Annotated in this window: 15 protein-coding genes; 4 read left to right on the top strand and 11 right to left on the bottom strand. The window is 67.4% G+C overall.

What is annotated here, in order from left to right:
- Positions 1-113: 113 nt before the first annotated feature.
- Positions 114-1,154 (top strand): hypothetical protein, encoded by a 1,041-nt coding sequence (locus tag C5F44_RS10980; protein WP_146161934.1) that lies wholly within the window; start codon positions 114-116, stop codon positions 1,152-1,154.
- A 103-nt stretch (positions 1,155-1,257) separates the two neighbouring features.
- On the opposite strand, the gene C5F44_RS10975 is transcribed toward C5F44_RS10980, so the two are convergent.
- Positions 1,258-1,662 carry a hypothetical protein gene (locus C5F44_RS10975; protein ID WP_123876569.1) on the bottom strand — a complete coding sequence of 135 codons (405 nt, stop codon included), beginning with the start codon at positions 1,660-1,662 and terminating at the stop codon, positions 1,258-1,260.
- Positions 1,663-1,908: 246 nt separating this feature from the next.
- Between C5F44_RS10975 and C5F44_RS10970 the strand changes: the two genes are divergently transcribed.
- Positions 1,909-2,583 carry a tellurite resistance TerB family protein gene (locus C5F44_RS10970; protein WP_107673573.1) on the top strand — a complete coding sequence of 225 codons (675 nt, stop codon included), beginning with the start codon at positions 1,909-1,911 and terminating at the stop codon, positions 2,581-2,583.
- A gap of 6 nt (positions 2,584-2,589) precedes the next feature.
- Here the strand turns inward: C5F44_RS10970 and C5F44_RS10965 are convergent, their stop codons facing one another.
- Entirely contained in the window at positions 2,590-3,399 is an 810-nt protein-coding gene (locus C5F44_RS10965; RefSeq protein WP_107673572.1) for an IclR family transcriptional regulator, read from the bottom strand.
- Positions 3,400-3,667: 268 nt separating this feature from the next.
- Here C5F44_RS10965 and C5F44_RS10960 point away from each other — a divergent pair, with 268 nt between their 5' ends.
- Positions 3,668-4,675 (top strand): type I glyceraldehyde-3-phosphate dehydrogenase, encoded by a 1,008-nt coding sequence (locus tag C5F44_RS10960; RefSeq protein WP_107673571.1) that lies wholly within the window; start codon positions 3,668-3,670, stop codon positions 4,673-4,675.
- Between the two features lie 64 nt (positions 4,676-4,739).
- Here the strand turns inward: C5F44_RS10960 and C5F44_RS10955 are convergent, their stop codons facing one another.
- The 3 genes from C5F44_RS10955 to deoC all read right to left on the bottom strand — a co-directional run bounded on the left by C5F44_RS10955 (position 4,740) and on the right by deoC (position 9,052).
- Positions 4,740-5,507 (bottom strand): potassium channel family protein, encoded by a 768-nt coding sequence (locus C5F44_RS10955; RefSeq protein ID WP_181318250.1) that lies wholly within the window; start codon positions 5,505-5,507, stop codon positions 4,740-4,742.
- Positions 5,504-7,843 (bottom strand): aldehyde dehydrogenase family protein, encoded by a 2,340-nt coding sequence (locus C5F44_RS10950; RefSeq protein WP_107673570.1) that lies wholly within the window; start codon positions 7,841-7,843, stop codon positions 5,504-5,506. The genes C5F44_RS10955 and C5F44_RS10950 overlap by 4 nt, the downstream gene beginning before the upstream one ends.
- 192 nt (positions 7,844-8,035) lie before the next feature.
- Entirely contained in the window at positions 8,036-9,052 is a 1,017-nt protein-coding gene (gene deoC, locus C5F44_RS10945; RefSeq protein ID WP_107673569.1) for a deoxyribose-phosphate aldolase, read from the bottom strand.
- A 170-nt stretch (positions 9,053-9,222) separates the two neighbouring features.
- On the opposite strand from deoC, the gene nhaD reads away from it, so the two are divergent.
- Positions 9,223-10,527, top strand: coding sequence for a sodium:proton antiporter NhaD (gene nhaD / locus C5F44_RS10940; protein ID WP_107673568.1), 1,305 nt, complete (start codon positions 9,223-9,225; stop codon positions 10,525-10,527).
- A 1-nt stretch (position 10,528) separates the two neighbouring features.
- Here nhaD and mnhG read toward each other — a convergent pair whose 3' ends face one another.
- The 6 genes from mnhG to C5F44_RS10910 are packed head-to-tail and all read right to left on the bottom strand — an operon-like array spanning position 10,529 to position 16,289.
- Positions 10,529-10,927 carry a monovalent cation/H(+) antiporter subunit G gene (gene mnhG / locus C5F44_RS10935; RefSeq protein ID WP_107673567.1) on the bottom strand — a complete coding sequence of 133 codons (399 nt, stop codon included), beginning with the start codon at positions 10,925-10,927 and terminating at the stop codon, positions 10,529-10,531.
- Positions 10,924-11,196, bottom strand: a complete 273-nt coding sequence (locus tag C5F44_RS10930) for a K+/H+ antiporter subunit F (protein WP_107673566.1) — start codon at positions 11,194-11,196, stop codon at positions 10,924-10,926. The genes mnhG and C5F44_RS10930 overlap by 4 nt, the downstream gene beginning before the upstream one ends.
- Positions 11,193-11,684: a Na+/H+ antiporter subunit E gene (locus tag C5F44_RS10925; protein WP_107673565.1), complete on the bottom strand. Its 492-nt coding sequence runs from the start codon at positions 11,682-11,684 to the stop codon at positions 11,193-11,195. Before C5F44_RS10925 ends, C5F44_RS10930 begins: the two co-directional genes overlap by 4 nt.
- Positions 11,681-13,144 (bottom strand): monovalent cation/H+ antiporter subunit D, encoded by a 1,464-nt coding sequence (locus C5F44_RS10920; RefSeq protein WP_107673564.1) that lies wholly within the window; start codon positions 13,142-13,144, stop codon positions 11,681-11,683. The genes C5F44_RS10925 and C5F44_RS10920 overlap by 4 nt, the downstream gene beginning before the upstream one ends.
- Positions 13,141-13,494 carry a Na+/H+ antiporter subunit C gene (locus tag C5F44_RS10915; protein WP_107673563.1) on the bottom strand — a complete coding sequence of 118 codons (354 nt, stop codon included), beginning with the start codon at positions 13,492-13,494 and terminating at the stop codon, positions 13,141-13,143. Before C5F44_RS10915 ends, C5F44_RS10920 begins: the two co-directional genes overlap by 4 nt.
- Positions 13,494-16,289: a monovalent cation/H+ antiporter subunit A gene (locus tag C5F44_RS10910; RefSeq protein ID WP_107673562.1), complete on the bottom strand. Its 2,796-nt coding sequence runs from the start codon at positions 16,287-16,289 to the stop codon at positions 13,494-13,496. Before C5F44_RS10910 ends, C5F44_RS10915 begins: the two co-directional genes overlap by 1 nt.
- Positions 16,290-16,380 lie beyond the last annotated feature (91 nt).

The raw sequence follows: 16,380 nt of genomic DNA, 5'->3' as shown, positions 1-16,380 counted from the left end.
GGCCATTGACCCCAGTCGCTGCGAATGCCCGGTTCCCTCTCGACGATCAAATTTCCTTTATCACTAAGCGCCTTTACACTACCGTCTCGGAAAACAGAACGTATCGGTTGTTCATGACAATTCAAATTCGCTCCGAAGACGATGCTTGGGAAGTTCTGAACGGACTTGTCGAAGGTCAGATCAAAATTGATAGCATTGACGAAATCGAACTCGGCGACTGGATAAAATCCACGCTATACATCCCCGAACAGCGCTATGATTCTGCCCTCAACGCTTACATGATGCGGGGTTGGATCGACGCTCAGGCGGCAATCTATCGTTCCTACGCTCTCGTCAAGCACGGGGAAGCGAACGGTCGCCTCCTGACTGATGCCGAGAAAGAAGACCTCGAACTTATTATCAAAGTCAAAAGTGGGAGCTCCGATCAAGAAGCCCAACTGATGGATGTCATCAAAGAGGTTCTGATAGGAGCGGTGGACAAGATGGACCCGACAACCCTCGCTATTGTAATCGTCAGTTTGGCACTCATTTGGGCCGGTCAATCCACCATGCGTAACTGGCTGAACAACCGGAAAGAAGAGCGTCTTGCAGAGTCGAACAACAAGACGTTGATCAAGGCTCTCGAAACGATCCAGACGGTTGCTGCTGGGGATAAAGACAAACAAGCGGTGATCCAGAAAGCTATTGAACAGCAGCCTGTTTTGCAAGCGTTGAAGGCAGAAGCCGACGATGCCAAGCAATCGTTGGTTCGACACGCCTCGCAAACGGATGCCGTAGTGAATGGGGTCAGCGTTCCCGCCGGGGCCGCCGCAGCCCTCACCAGATCTAGCCGCACAAGTTCGGAAGAAGCCCGCAAGGATGGTGTCTATTACATCCGCAAGGTTGACACGACTGTGCCGGACGGTTTCCGAGTCCACGTGGAGGAAATGAACACCGTAGAATCCTTCCAAGCCAGCGTTCAGGAAGTGATGTCGTCGCTTGAAGACCGGCAGATTATTCAAGACGCCGAATGGAATAAGGTGCCTGTCAGCCTACAGATCAACGCAAAGGTGAAAAAGGGTCAGGTTTTGGAAGCCATTATCCTTCGGGCTGACAGATATGAGCAACCTGAAACCATCACCAAGCCTAGGGATTCCGATGCTGACAAGCATTGAGTTCGCCGCGAAGACCAGCGTTTGAGCCAAGCCCGGGTTTGCTGCAGGTGCAGTGCCGCACCGCCGTCAGATGGCTCCCTCCGCAAACCAACCTCCCCCCCCCTCACCCCGCCTTGCGGCGGTTGGCGGTGCGGCGGGCGGCCAGGCCTTCCACCCGGATCATGTGGGTCACGTTGTCTTCCAGGGTGCCGTGGTTGAAGCAGACGGTGCGGAACAGCGTCTGGTCGCCGGTGCCGCCCTGGCCGATCCAGTCCACCCAGAGCCGGAACCGGCCGTTGCGGGGAATCTCGACCGAGACCAGCCGCGGCGTGACCGTCCGGTAGCCGCGGGCGCGGAACACGGCGCGCAGCCGGTGCAGCAGGCGTTCGGCCTGGGCCGGGGTGTCGACGACGGCGGTGTCCTCGTCCAGGAACACCGGCAGCGGAAAGGCGAAGCGGCAGTCCGTGTGCGGGCAGGTGCCCGCGTCCTGCAAGGGTGTCAGGCCGGAGAGAGAGGCGATGTTTGCCATGCGAGGCTCCGTTGAACAGGCCGCGCCGGGGCCGGCGCTCCTGATCCGAGACCGGGCGCGACCCCTGCCGCGCCCGTGCCGAAATCCTATATCACAGAGTCGAAAAGGTCGTTGATTTCCGTCAAACGGTCCAGAGCTGCGTGCCGCCATGGCATATCCTTGCCGAAACCGTTGCAAGGCTGTTTCCGGCACCCCACATACGGGGTCCGACATGACCGGGCCGATGCTGCCAAGAAAGGTGCAAGAATGTTCAACGCGAAATCCCTGCTGGATAACCTGACCGGCGGTCAGGGTGTGCAAGGCCTGACCGACAAGGCGAAACAGACCTGGGACGGCCAGTCCGCCCTGGGCAAGGGCGCCATTGCGGGCGGCCTTCTGGGGCTGTTGCTGACCGGCGGCGGGCGCAAGATCCTGGGCACCGGCGCCAAGGTGGGGGCCTCGGCCCTGATCGGCGGGCTGGCCTATCAGGCCTGGCAGGACTGGAAGAAGGGCAAGGAACCGGCCGCAGGCCCGGTGGCGCTGCCCGCGGCCGAAGGCACGGTGTTCCTGCCCTCTGACAGCACCGCCGCGAACGATCTGTCGGCCCGCCTTGTGCAGGCCATGGTGTCGGTGGCCAAGGCCGATGGCCATGTGACCCCCGACGAACGCGCCCGCATCGACGAGGCCTTGCAGCGCATGGGGCTTGAGGCCGAGGCCGAAGCCCTGATCAAGGCCGAACTGGATGCCCCGCTGGACGTGCGCCGTATCGCCGGCCTGGCCCGCTCGCCTGAGGAAGCGGCCGAGATCTATGCCGCCTCGCTCCTGGTGGCCGACGATCAGTCGCTGGAAGAAAAAGGCTATCTGGCCATGCTGGCCGCAGCGCTTAACCTTGAACCGGGTCTGGTGCAGCACCTTGAGGCCCGGGTGGCCGGCGTCAGCTAAGGCACGTCAGGGCGCGGTGCCGCCGATCCCGTCGGTCACCGCCTCTGCTGCGGCGCGCACCAGCGCGCCGGCGCGCTGGGCATCGGACAGGCCGAAGCGAAAGCCGGGGCCGGTGATGGCCAGCGCTGCAACCGGCAAACCTTGCGCGTTGAACACCGGGGCGGCCACGCCCCGCAAGCCATCTGCCCCTTCCTGATCGTCAATGGCAAAGCCGCGGTCGCGGCTGCGGACCAGATCGCGCAACAGCGCCGATTCGCTGGTCAGCGTCAGGCTGGTCAGCCGGGCCTGGCCCTGCCGGTCCAGGATGCCGGCCACCCGGTCTTCGGGCAGCCAGGCCAGCAGCGCCTTGCCAAGCGCCGAACCGTGCATCGGCAGCGTGCTGCCCGGGGCGTGGAAGGTGCGGATGCCCGCCTGCGCCTCGACCTGCGCCAGGATCGTCACCAGATCGGCCACTTCGGCCCCCAGCGTGACGGTCTCTCCGGTTTCGCGCATCAGCCGTTCCATGGGCGCGCGGGCGCGGTCCACCACATCGGTGCGCCGCAGAAAGGCCGACCCGATGCGAAAGGCGCCGGGGCCGATGTGCCAGAACTGCCCCGGTTCCTGCGCCTCAACCATGCCATGCGCCTGAAGCGTGGCCAGCGCCCGAAACACGGTGGCGATGGGAAGGCCCGTCTCCTCGGCCAGATCGGAAAGCGTCAGGCCCGGCCTGCGCGCCAGATGTTCCAGCAGTGCCAGCGCCCGGTCCAGGGCCTGCACCGTGGCCTGTTCGGGCTTTTCGGGCGCGCTGCGCGGCCGACCGCGGGGTTTCTGGGCCATGACGCCTGTCCTTCTGCCAAGAAGCGGCCAAGACTGCCGGTTCCGCGAAATGGAAACGCTTTTCTGCCCGCTGTCGATGCCGCATCGCAGCGCGGCCCGGGATTGGCGGCTGAAACGGTGCGTTCGTTGCAATTCCGCCGGGGAAACGCCCGGGAATCCGGCAGCGCTCGCCCCTGTGGCGCCACGCACCAGGGCAGCCGGTCCCGCTGATTCGCCCGCGCCAGCGTTTGATCAAATTTTGCGACAGCCCTTGCCCGGCGCCGGGGCCATGGTCACTCTGCCCGCGGAAGTGGAGGTCGCGATGCAGGTTTTCCTTAACGGATTCGGACGGATCGGCCGGTCGGTGCTGCGGGCCTGGGCCCAGGCGCCCGAGCGTTGGCCGACGGTGCAGATCGCCGGGATCAATGACATCGCCGCGCCCGAGATGTGCGCGCATCTCTTCGAATATGACAGCGTGTTCGGCCCCTGGCGCGGCACGGTGGCGCTGGACGGCGGGGCGCTGGTGGTGAACGGTCGGCCCATCCCGCTACACCGCACAGCAGACCTGTCCACCCTGAACCTGTCCGGCGTCGATCTGGTGCTGGAATGCACCGGCCGGGCCGAAGCGCGCGACGTGGCCGAACGCGGGCTTCGCGCCGGCGCGGCGCGGGTGCTGATCTCGGGCCCGTCCGGCGCGGCGGATGCCACCGTGGTTCTGGGCGCGAACGAGTCCGTGCTGACCGGGCAGCGGATCGTGTCGAACGCAAGCTGCACCACCAATGCGCTGGCCCCGCTGGCGAAGCTGATCGACGAAGGCTGGGGCATCGTCACCGGCTCGATGACGACCGTGCATTGCTACACCGGCAGCCAGCCCACGGTGGATGCCCCGGCGGCCGATTTCGCCCGGTCGCGCGCGGCGGCCCTGTCGATGGTGCCCACCACCACCAGCGCGGCCCGGCTGCTCGATGGCGTGCTGCCGCAGGTGGCGGGCCGGCTGATCGCGCAGGCGGTGCGGGTGCCGGTCGCCAGCGTCTCTTGCGTTGATCTTCAGGTGATGACCGAACGCCCCGCCACCACGGAAGCGGTGAACGCCACCTTCCGCGCTGCCGGCGGGGTGATCGGCTTCACCGACCGGCCGCTGGTCTCTACCGACCTGCGGGCGCGGCCGGAATCCGTGGTCATGGCCTGCCCGGAAACCCGCCTTACCCCGCAAGGGATGCTGCGGGTCTTCGGCTGGTATGACAACGAATGGGGCTTTTCCAACCGGATGCTCGACATGGCCGCCCGCATGGCCTGAAGCTGCCGCTTTCATCTGTCCTCAAATATCCCGGGGGTGCGGGGGCAGCGCCCCCGCGGCGGTTTCAGTCCGCCCCGTCGTCGGGAATGTTGAGGATGGTGCCGCAGGCTTTGCAATGCACGGCATCATGGTCGTGCCGGCGCAGGCCGCAGGTGGGGCAGGGGAAATGCGCCTTCTGCGGCCGCAGCACCACCTGCACCAGCCGCAGGAACAGCGAGATGCCGACGATCATGATCGCCACCGACAGCAGCTTGCCGCCAGTGCCCACCAGCGTCACATCGCCGAAGCCGGTGGTCGACAGCGTGGTGACGGTGAAATACAGCGCATCGACATAGTTCGCGATCTTGTCGTTCACGCCGCTTTGCGTCTGATAGACCAGCGCCGTCATCGCGAACAGGAAGATCAGCAGGTTCGCCCCGGCCAGCAGCGCCTGTTCGTTGCGGCGGAACCCGGGAATGTCGTCGCGCAACTGGTCCAGCGTCTGCGGCGAGTGGAACACCCGGAACAGCCGGATCACCCGCAGGAAGGCCAGCCCTTCGCCCCAAAGCGGAAACAGCAGCGAGACGATCACCAGCACATCGGCCAGCGTCCACAGGCTGAACAGCTCATGCGCGGGGCGGCGCGCGATCCACAGCCGCGCCAGCAGATCGGCCAGGAACACCAGCCCGATGGCGATGTCGATCGCCACCGTATGCGCCCCCCGCAGCAGGAACGAGGTGGCCACCAGATAGGCCACGGTCAACAGGTCGAACGCCAGCAACCCATAGCGAAACCGGTCGCCGGCCTCGCCTTCGCCTTCGTACAGATCGCGCAGACGGGCTCGCAGCGTCATTCGCCGTAGGGCACCCAGACCGTCTTGACCTCGGTCGCGCGGGCCAGGAATTCGCGCCCCTCGCCTTCGGCCGTCCTCCAGTCGCGCGCCAGCCCGTTGTTGACCCAGGTCCGCTTCAGGTTGCCGGCACTTTCCCGCTCGATCATCGCCGACAGCGGCGCCGCCGCGAAGGACCACAGCGCATCCACGTCGCGGTGGCTGGCCAGCGCCTTGGCCAGTTCGTCCGGCGCGCCGGTGACGATGTTCACCACGCCCGCCGGCACGTCCGAGGTTTCCAGCACCTGATAGAAATCTGTCGCGGCCAGCGGGAACGGGTCAGACGGCACCAGAACGCAGGTGTTGCCCATGGCGATGGCCGGGCCCATCAGCGACACCAGCCCCAGAAGCGGCGCCTCGTCCGGGCAAAGCGCGCCGATCACGCCAACGGGTTCGTGCAGCGCCAGCGCAATGCCGCGCATCGGCACCGGCTTGGCCGCGCCTTCGTATTTGTCCGCCCAGGCGGCCCAGGTGAACAGCCGGGTGATGGTGGTCTCGACCTCGGCCTCGCCGGGCTTGCCGGTCAGGTCGCGCAGGCGGGCGGCGAATTCCGCCCCACGCGCCGACAGGTTTTCCGCCAGATAATACAGGATCTGCGCGCGGTTATGGCCGGTCGCCTTGCCCCAGCCCCTGGCCGCATGGGCCGCTTCGACCGCATTGCGGATGTCCTTGCGGTTGCCCAGGCCGACATGCCCCAGAAGCCGCCCCTTGGGCGACCAGACCGCGCGGGAATAGCCGCCGTCGGGCCGGGCCTGTTTGCCGCCGATGAACAGCTTGGCGGTGCGGTCCATGGCCGGCACCTCGGGGCTGGCCGGTTCGGGGAAGGCGGCCAGCGGTTTCAGCGTCCGGGCACTGCGGGCGGGCTTCTGATAGGCCGCAAGCCCCTCCCACCCGCCTTCGCGGCCAAAGCCGCTTTCGCGCACCCCGCCAAAGCCGGCGGCGGCGTCGAACAGGTTGGTGGCATTCACCCACACCACCCCGGCCTTCAGCTTGGGCGCCATGTCCAGCGCCAGGTTGACGTTTTCGGTCCAGACACTGGCGGCCAGCCCGAAGCGGGTGTTGTTCGCCAGCTCCACCGCCTCGGCCGGCGTGCGGAAGGTCATGCTGACCAGCACCGGGCCGAAGATTTCTTCCTGCATCAGCGGTGAGGATGTGGTCAGCCCGGTGATCAGCGTCGGCGGATAGAAACAGCCCTGTGGCACCGGGGTTGCGGCGCGATAGATCTGGCCCTCGCTGCCATCCACCAGGCGGGTGATGGTCTCCAGTTGCACCGGGTCGGCAATCGCGCCCATGTCAATGCACTTGTCCAGCGGATCGCCCAGACGCAGCCCGTCCATCCGGCGTTTCAGTTTGGCGTGGAAGCGGTCCGCCACGCCTTCCTGCACCAGCAGGCGCGACCCGGCACAGCAGACCTGCCCCTGATTGAACCAGATCGCATCGACCAGCCCCTCGACGGCGCTGTCCAGATCGGCATCGTCGAAGACGATGTAGGGCGACTTGCCCCCCAGCTCCAGCGTCAGCGCCTTGCCCTGCCCGGCGGTGGCCTCGCGGATGCGCTGGCCGACCATGGTCGATCCGGTAAAGGCCACCTTGGCCACGCCCGGGTGGGCCACCAGCGCCGCGCCGGTCTCACCATCGCCGGTGACGATGTTCAGCACCCCTTTGGGCAACCCGGCCTCGCGGCTGATCTCGGCGAACAGCAGCGCGGTCAGCGGGGTGTATTCGGCGGGTTTCAGCACCACCGTATTGCCGGCAGCCAGCGCCGGCGCCACCTTCCAGGCCAGCATCAGCAGCGGAAAGTTCCACGGGATCACCGCCGCGCAAACCCCCAGCGGCTGCATCCCCGGCCGCTCGGATTCCAGCAACTGGGCAAGGCCCGCGTGATAATAGAAATGCCGTGCGACCAGCGGAATGTCGATGTCGCGGCTTTCCCGGATCGGCTTGCCGTTGTCCATCGTCTCCAGCACGGCGAACAGGCGGCTGTGCTTCTGCACCAGCCGCGCCAGCGCATAAAGCACGCGCGCCCGCTGCGGCCCCGGCGTGGCCGACCATTTCGGAAAGGCCCGCGCGGCGGCGGCCACGGCCCGGGCAACCGTGGCCTCCGATCCCTGCGAGACGGTCGCCAGCACCGCCCCATTGGCGGGGTTGCGCGTCTCGAACGGGGCCTCGGGCGCGGTGAAGGCGCCGTTGATGAAATGGCCGAAGCCGGCCTTGTGCTTCGCCAGCCATGCCAGCGCCTCGGCATTGCTTTCGGGGGCGGGGCCATAGGCCATGGAGTCGAAGATTTCCTTGATCGTCATTCCATCATCTCCAGTCGTGCCAGACCCCGGGCGGGATCGCCCGGCCCCGGCCTGCGCCTCCGGCGGGGATATTTCTGTTCTGAAAGAAGCAGCACCGGGCTTCTTTCAGAACGAAAATATCCCGGGGTGAGCGGCGAAGCCGCGAGGGGCAGCGCCCCTGTCTTCTGCGTCCTCCGGCCTTGCGGGGCCATGTCAGGCCAGCGCATGGCGGTAGCCGGCGGAATAGGCGCCGGTCAGGTGGTGCTCCAACTGCCGCTCGATGTCGCCCAGCAGGGACGAGGCGCCGAAGCGCATCAGGTCGGGTTGCAGCCAGGGCGCCCCCAGTTCGTCCTTCATCAGCGCCAGATACAGAAGCGCATCCTTGGCCTTGGAAATGCCGCCTGCCGGCTTGTAGCCGACCTTGTGGCCGGTGCGGTCCTGATAGTCGCGGATGGCGCGGATCATCGTCAGCGTGACCGGAAGGGTGGCGTTCACCGCCTCTTTCCCGGTCGAGGTCTTGATGAAATCGGCCCCCGCCATCATGCAGACCAGCGAGGCGCGGGCGACATTGCGCAGCGTCTGCAATTCGCCGGTGGCCAGGATCGCCTTGACATGCGCCTCGCCGCAGGCGGCGCGCATCTCGCGCATCTCGTCATACAGCGCCTGCCAGTTGCCGGTCAGCACATGGCGGCGCGAAATCACGATGTCGATTTCTTTCGCGCCCGCCTTCACGCTTTCGCCGATCTCGGCGAGGCGCAGGCGCCAGGGTGACAGGCCGGCGGGAAAGCCGGTCGAAACGGCGGCGACGGGGATATTGCTGCCCTCAAGGCAGCGCACGGCGGTTTCCACCATGTCATGGTAGACGCAGACCGCGCCCACCGTCAGGCCGGTCATCCCCAGGGCGGCCAGCATGTCGGGGCGCACCGGCTGGCGGGCCTTGGCGCACAGCCGTTCCACCCGGCCGGGGGTATCATCGCCCGACAGCGTGGTCAGGTCGATCAGCGAGATCGCCTTCAAAAGCCAGGCCGCCTGCCAGTCCTTCTTGACCGACCGTCGCCCGCCCAGCGTGGCGCAGCGCCGTTCGATGGCTGATGTATTGGCCTGCACGCCGGCCACCCAGTCCAGATCCAGCGCCATGCCCGGATTGCGGGCATGGGCAAGCTGCGGCAGAAGGCCGGTCGCGGCCGTTTCAGGGGAAAGCGTGGTCAACCGGGGGTCCTCCGCCCGCATAAGCGCGGGCCGACGATGCCATGACGGCCCGGCGGCTGGCAAGCGGATTGGCGGGTGGTTTTGACCATATGGTCAGGTTTCCGCCGCCGCTTGACGGTGCCCCGCGAAAGGTGCCTTGTCTGGCCGCGACAGCGCCCGCGCAAGACGGGCCGTGAGGGGTTCGCGACATCATGCCTGAGATTGATCTGACAACGCACTGGGCGGGCATCGCCTCGGTGATCATTTTCGTGGCCGCCTATCTGCTGGTGGTCTTCGAAGAATCCACCCACATGCGGAAATCCAAGCCGGTCATGCTGGCGGCGGGTCTGATCTGGGCGCTGATCGGCCTGGCCTTCCTGGGCATGGGCGATACCGAAAGCGCCGGCCGCCACGCGCGCGAGATCATCGAGGAATATGGCGAGCTGTTCCTGTTCCTGCTGGTGGCCATCACCTACGTCAACACCATGGAGGAACGCCGCACCTTCGACGTGCTGCGCGCCTGGCTGATCGGCCGGGGCCTGGGCTACCGGCCGCTGTTCCTGCTGACCGGCGTGCTGGCCTTCTTCCTGTCCTCGGTGCTGGACAACCTGACGACGGCGTTGGTGATCGGCACCGTGGTCATGGCGCTGGGGCGGGACAATCCGCGCTTCGTCACGCTGGGCTGCATCTCGACCGTGGTCGCCTCGAACGCCGGGGGCGCGTTCAGCCCCTTCGGAGACATCACCACGCTGATGGTCTGGCAGGCCGAAAAGCTCAGCTTCTTCGAGTTCTTCGATCTGTTCCTGCCCTCGGCGGTGAACTGGGCGGTGCCGGCGGTGATCCTGTATTTCGCAATCCCGAACGAAAAGCCCCCCGCCGTGACCGACCGCGCCAAGGCCAAGCCCGGCATGTGGGGCGTGGTGGCGCTGTTCGGCCTGACCATCGCCATTGCCGTCAGCTTCAAGAACTTCCTGCACCTGCCGCCCGCGCTGGGCATGATGTTGGGGCTGGGGCTGTTGCAGATGTTCTCCTACTGGCTGCGGCTGACCGGCCAGCGCCGCAAGGACGAAGAGTTCGTGCTGGACAGTTTCAAGGAAGTGCAGCGGGTGGAATGGGACACGCTGCTGTTCTTCTTCGGCATCATCTTTGCCGTCGGCGGGCTGGGGGTGCTGGGGTATCTTTCGCTGGCCTCGGAACTGTTGTTCACCGACCTGGGTCCGACAACCGCGAACGTCATCCTGGGCGTGCTGTCGGCCATCATCGACAACATTCCGCTGATGTTCGCCGTGCTGACGATGGACCCGTCGATGTCCGACGGCGAATGGCTGCTGATCACGCTGACCTGCGGCACCGGCGGATCGCTGCTGTCGATCGGCTCGGCGGCGGGGGTGGCGCTGATGGGGCAGGCGCGCGGCGTCTATACCTTCGGCGCGCATCTGAAATGGAGCTGGGCGGTGGCGCTGGGCTATCTTGCTTCCATCGGCGTCCACCTGCTGCTGAACGCCGCGCTGTTCTAGCCTATCGCGCCGGTCCGTCGCCGGTCCGCCCGGCGGGATCGGCGGCATCGGCCCCGTGAAACACCGCCCAGTCGCCGCTGACCGGCGGCGGCAGGCTGTCCTTGGGCACCCGCTGCCACAGATGCACCCGCGCCAGCCACAGCGCCGACAGGGGCGCGGTCACGAACAGGAACACCGCGACCAGCGCCTCTTGCAACGAGATAACGCCATCGGTCAGCGTCAGGCCCAGCCCCGACGCGACCAGCGCCGCGCCCACGCCCACGGTGGTGGCCTTGGTCGGCGCATGAAGGCGCTGCATCGGGTCTGGCAGGCGCAGCAGGCCCCAGCTTCCGATCAGCGCGAAGATCCCGCCCCCCACCAGCATGGCCGCAAGGCCCCATTCCAGTGCCATCAGGATCATTCGATGATGCTCCCGCGCAGGATGTGCTTGGCAAAGGCCACGGTGGCGACAAAGCCGGTCATCGCCAGCAGCATCGTCACCTCGAACAGGATCGAGGTTCCCATCCAGGCGCCATAAAGTGTGATCAGCGCGATCACGTTCACGGTCATCGTATCAACGGCCAGGATGCGGTCGGCCATGGTGGGGGCGCTGGCGATGCGCCAGAGGTTCATCAGCAGCGCCAGCGAAAAGCATCCCATGGCAAAGATCAGGGCATATCCGAGGATCATCCGAAAATCCTTTTCAGCCGGGCTTCGTAGCGGGTCTTGATGTCGTCGCGCACGGCATCGGGGTCGGGGGCGTGCAGCGCGTGGATCAGCAGCGTGCGCCCGTCGGCGGCCCAGTCGGCGGTGACGGTGCCGGGGGTCATGGTGATGGTTCCGGCCAGGATGGAAATCGCTTCGGGCGCGGTCAGATCGACCGGCACGGCAATGAAGGTTGACCGGATGCGATCTTTCGGCAGGAACAGGATCACCCGCGCCACCTGGAAATTGGCAACGATCACATCCCACAGCACCAGCAGCGCATAGGGCACCAGCAGCCAGGGCCGCGCCACGCGCGGCCGGTCCGGCCACCAGGGCCGGGTGATCAGCGGCACGGTGATGCCCAGAAACAGCGCGACGATCAGGCTGCCGGTGGTCCAGCTATTGGCCAGCACCAGCCAGAACAGCGCCAGAAAGACCGACAGGCCCGGATGCGGAATCAGACGGCGGATCATGGCACGGCCCCCAGCGTATTGGCGGCGATGATCGCGGCCGGGTTCAGCAGGCCGGCCACGATGCCATCCAGATGCGCCCTGATCGGGGCGGCCCAGACCGTCATCCCGACCAGCGTCGCGGTCAGCCACAGCGGCCCGACCAGTTCGCCGGCGCTCAGCCGTGGGGCAGGGGCGTCGTCCGCCTTCCAGAACAGCCTTGATCCGCAGCGCGACAGCCCCAGCACCAGCAGGAATGATGTGCCCAGCACCGCCGACCAGATCAGCGCGGCATGGTCTGCCGTGGCCTGCATCACGAACAGCTTGCCCACAAAGCCCGACAGCGGCGGCAGGCCGGCCACCGCAACCGCGGCAACCAGGAACAGCGCGGCCAGCCCGCCCGGCAGCCGCGCGCCGCGTTTGCGGGCGGTCACAAGGTCGGACACCAGGAACAGCAGCGCCCCGGCAAAGGTGGAATGGGCGATGTAATACAGCGCCGCGCCAAGGCCGGGCGCGGTAAAGCCCGCGATGGCGACAAAGGCCGTGCCCATCGAGGCAATCGCCGCATAGCCCGCCACCCGCGCCACCCCGCGCGAGGCCAGCACCCCCAGCCCGCCCACGGCCATGGTCAGCACCGCCGCCGGCAGGATCAGGTCAGACAGGATATTGCCCGTGGCGGCATTGCCGGGCGGAAACACCAGCGTGCCAAAGCGGATGGCGGCATAGGCGCCGACCTTGGTCATCACCGCAAACAGCGCCGCCACCACGCCCGGCGCATTGGCATAGGTGCCGGGCAGCCAGACCTGCAACGGCACCAGCGCGCCCTTGACGGCAAAGACCATCAGCAAAAGCACCGCCGCCAGCCGCATCAGCGCCTGATCGCCCGGCGGCAATTCGGCCAGCTTCACGGCCAGATCGGCCATGTTCAGCGTGCCCATCACCGCATAGACGGTGGCCAGCGCGAACAGGAACAGCGTCGATCCCACCAGATTGACCGCGATATAGGCAATGCCGGCGCGGTAACGCCCGGCCCCGCCGCCATGCACCATCAGCCCGTAAGACGCGATCAGCAGCACTTCGAAAAAGACGAACAGGTTGAAGGCGTCGCCGGTCAGGAAGGCGCCGTTCAGCCCCATCACCTGAAACAGCCAAAGCGCATGGAAATGCGGGCCCTTCCGGTCGCGCCCGGTGGTCACGGCCTGCACCAGAACCGTCAGGGCCAGCCCCGCCGTCAGCAGCAGCATCAAGGCCGACAGCCCGTCCAGCACCAGCACGATGCCAAAGGGCGCCGGCCAGTTGCCCAGCCGGTAAACCTGCGGGTCGCCGGTCGTGGCCACCGCCCAGATCGCCAGCGCCAGCAGCGCGCCCGTGCCCGCCAGCGAAATGCCGCGCGCCAGGCCAAGGTTTCGCCGCGCGAACAGCAGCGCCAGCCCGGCCAGCGCCGCCGGCAGCACCACGGGGGCAATGATCCAGTCGCCGGTCATTGCGTCGTCTCCGGCCGGTTGCCCGGCCCGTCGCTGCCGCCATCAACCCGGTCATCGCCGCCCTCGAACCGGGCGCCCAGCGACATCATCACGATGACGGCGGTCATGCCGAAGGAAATCACGATGGCGGTCAGCACCAGCGCCTGCGGCAGCGGGTCTGCCGGCGTGTCGGTCGTGCCGACGATGGGCGCCGCCCCGCTGCGCAGCCGCCCCGAGATGAACAGGAACAGGTTGACCGCATAGGAAATGAAGGTCAGCCCCAGGATCATCGGAAAGCTGCGCAGCCGCAGCATCAGATAGACCCCGGTAAAGGTCAGCGCCCCGATGGCAATGGCGAACAGGGCCTCCATCAGCCACCCCTCCTTTCGCGGTCGGGCGTGTGCTGGGCCAGCCGCGACAGCGTGGCAATCGCCAGCAGCACCGCGCCCAGCACGCAGAAGAACACGCCCAGATCGAACAGCGCCGCGGTGGCCAGCTCGAACTTCTCGATCCCCGGCAGTTTCACATAGGTATAGCCCGAGGTCAGGAACGGCAGGCCGAACACCCAGGCCCCGGCCCCCGTGGCCGTGGCGACCAGCACGCCCGCCCCGATCAGCGCATGGCTGTCGAACCGCCGGCGGCGCGACGACCACACATAGCCCGAGGCCAGGTATTGCAGCAGCAGCGCAATGGCAAAGACCAGCCCCGCCACAAAGCCGCCGCCCGGCAGGTTGTGCCCGCGCAGGAACAGATACACCCCCACCATCAGCGCCATCGGCAGCAGGAAGCGCAGGCCGATCGCCGTCATCACCGGATGCGGATCGCCGGCGTTGCCGCCGGTGTCCAGCGCGGCCAGCCGGGCGGTGGCGCGGCGGCTGGCCAGCAGCGTTTCGGCCAGCGCAAAGATCACCAGCGCGGCGATGCCCAGCACGATGATCTCGCCATAGGTGTCATAGCCGCGGAAATCGACGATGATCGTGTTCACCGCATTGGTGCCGCCCGCGCCCGGCTTGGACTGCGCCCAGTGAAAGGCGGAAATCGGCGCAAAGGCCGCCTCGCGCGTCATCAGCGCAAAGGCCAGCGCCCCGGTGCCCAGCCCCGCCAGCGCGGCCAGCCCCAGATCGCGCGCGCGGCGCAGCCGGCTGCTTTCCACCGGGGTCTGGCGCGGCAGGAAGTTCAGCGCCAGCAGCATCAAGAGGATCGCCACCACCTCGACCGCGATCTGCGTCAGCGCCAGATCGGGGGCCGAGGCCCAGGCGAAGGCCGCCGCCAGCAGCAGCCCGACGATCCCGGTCAACAGCAGCGCCAGCAGGCGGTTGCGGTGCAGCGCGGCCACCGCCAGCGTGGCCGCCATCAGCACCGCCCAGACCACCATCGGCGCGGCCTCAAGCGGCAACATCGCGCGGGTGCCGGGGCTGTGGCTGCCCGTCAGGAAGGCCCAGGCCCCGCCCGCCAGCAGCGCCGCCGTGGTGATCGCCAGCGCCCGCGGCAGTCCGCCGCCGTGCAGTGCATCGGTCACCATGCGGGCCAGCGAAACCAGCCCGGACAGGGTGGCATCGAACATCGCCTTGGCCTCGGGGCGCGGGGCGGCATCCCACAGCGCCCGCAGGCGCGGCCAGCCGCCCAGCACCATCAGCCCGCCGCCCACCGCCGCCAGCGACAGCCACAGCGCCGGCGGCTCCAGCCCGTGCCACAGCGCCAGATGGGCATGGACCGGCCCGCCCGTCACCGCGCCCGCCGCCGCATCGACAAAGGGGCCGAAGGTCGCCATCGGCAGCAGGCCTGACGCGATGACGATCCCCACCAGCACCGCGGGCGCCGCCCAAAGGCCGGGGCCCGGGTCATGCGGCGGATGCGCCAGCGCCTTTCGCGGCTTGCCCAGGAAGGTATGCGCCAGAAAGCGCAGCGAATAGGCCACCGAGAACATCGCCCCGATGGTCGCCAGCGCCGCCACCAGAAGGCCGCTTGCCGCCGCCTCGGTCAGCATCGCCTCTTTCGACAGAAAGCCGTTCAGCGGCGGTATCCCCGCCATCGACAGCGCGGCCACCGCGGCCAGCGCAAAGGTCACCGGCATCGCGCGGGCCAGGCCGCCCAGCCGCCGGATGTCGCGGGTATGCGCGGCGTGATCGACGATCCCCGCCACCATGAACAGCGCCGCCTTGAAACTGGCATGGGCCAGGATGTGCAGCATCGCCGCCGTGGCCGCCGCCTTGGTGCCAAGCCCCAGCAGAAAGGTGATCAGCCCCAGATGGCTGACCGTGGAAAAGGCCAGCAGCGCCTTCAGGTCGTCCTTGAAAAACGCGATCTTGGCGCCGACCAGCATGGTCACCAGCCCGGCGGTGGCGACAATCGCCGTCCATTCCGGCGTGCCCGCCAGCGCCGGCCACAGCCGCGCCATCAGGTAAAGCCCCGCCTTCACCATGGTTGCCGAATGAAGATAGGCCGACACCGGCGTCGGCGCGGCCATGGCATGGGGCAGCCAGAAATGGAACGGGAACTGGGCCGATTTGGTGAAGGCCCCGATCAGGATCAGCACCAGCGCGGGCAGATACAGCGGGCTTGCCTTGATCTCGGCCCCGCGGGCAATGATATCGGAAATCTCGTAAGTCCCGGCAATCTGGCCCAGGATCATCATCCCGGCAATCATCGCCAGCCCGCCGCCGCCCGTCACCGCCAGCGCCATCCGCGCGCCCTGCCGGCCTTCGGGCCGGTCCTGCCACCAGCCGATCAGCAGGAAGGACGACAGCGAGGTCAGCTCCCAGAACACCAGCAGCATCAGGATGTTGTCGGTCAGCACCACCCCGGTCATCGCGCCCTGGAACATCAGCAGCGTGGACAGGAACCGCCCCACATCCTCATCCTCGGCCAGATAGAACCGGGCATACAGGATGATCAGCGCCCCGATCCCCAGGATCAGCCCGGCGAACATCAGCGACAGCCCGTCCAGCCGGAAACTGGCGGCCAGCCCCAGCGAGGGCACCCAGTCCAGATGCGCCGTGACCGTCCCGCCGGCCAGCACCGCCGGCGCATGGGCCAGCAGCCCCGCCAGCGCGGCCAGTGTCACGGCCCCCGCCGCCAGCGCCGCCGCCGACCGGCCCGCCTGCGCGGCAATGGCAGGCAAAAGCGCGCCAAGGAACGGAAGCGCGGCGATCAGGGCAGGGGACATGCGGGCGGTGTTCCTCGTCGTGGCGTGGCGGGCGGCTGTCGCGCGCGTCGCGGCGGGTTTCGCCTCAACTTGGGCACATCGCGGGGGGTGT

Origin of the sequence: Fuscovulum blasticum DSM 2131 (assembly GCF_003034965.1) — a bacterium.
Taxonomy (GTDB): domain Bacteria; phylum Pseudomonadota; class Alphaproteobacteria; order Rhodobacterales; family Rhodobacteraceae; genus Pseudogemmobacter; species Pseudogemmobacter blasticus.
The sequence above is the reverse complement of the archived record's forward strand: the minus strand, read 5'-3'. Positions and strand labels throughout refer to the sequence as shown.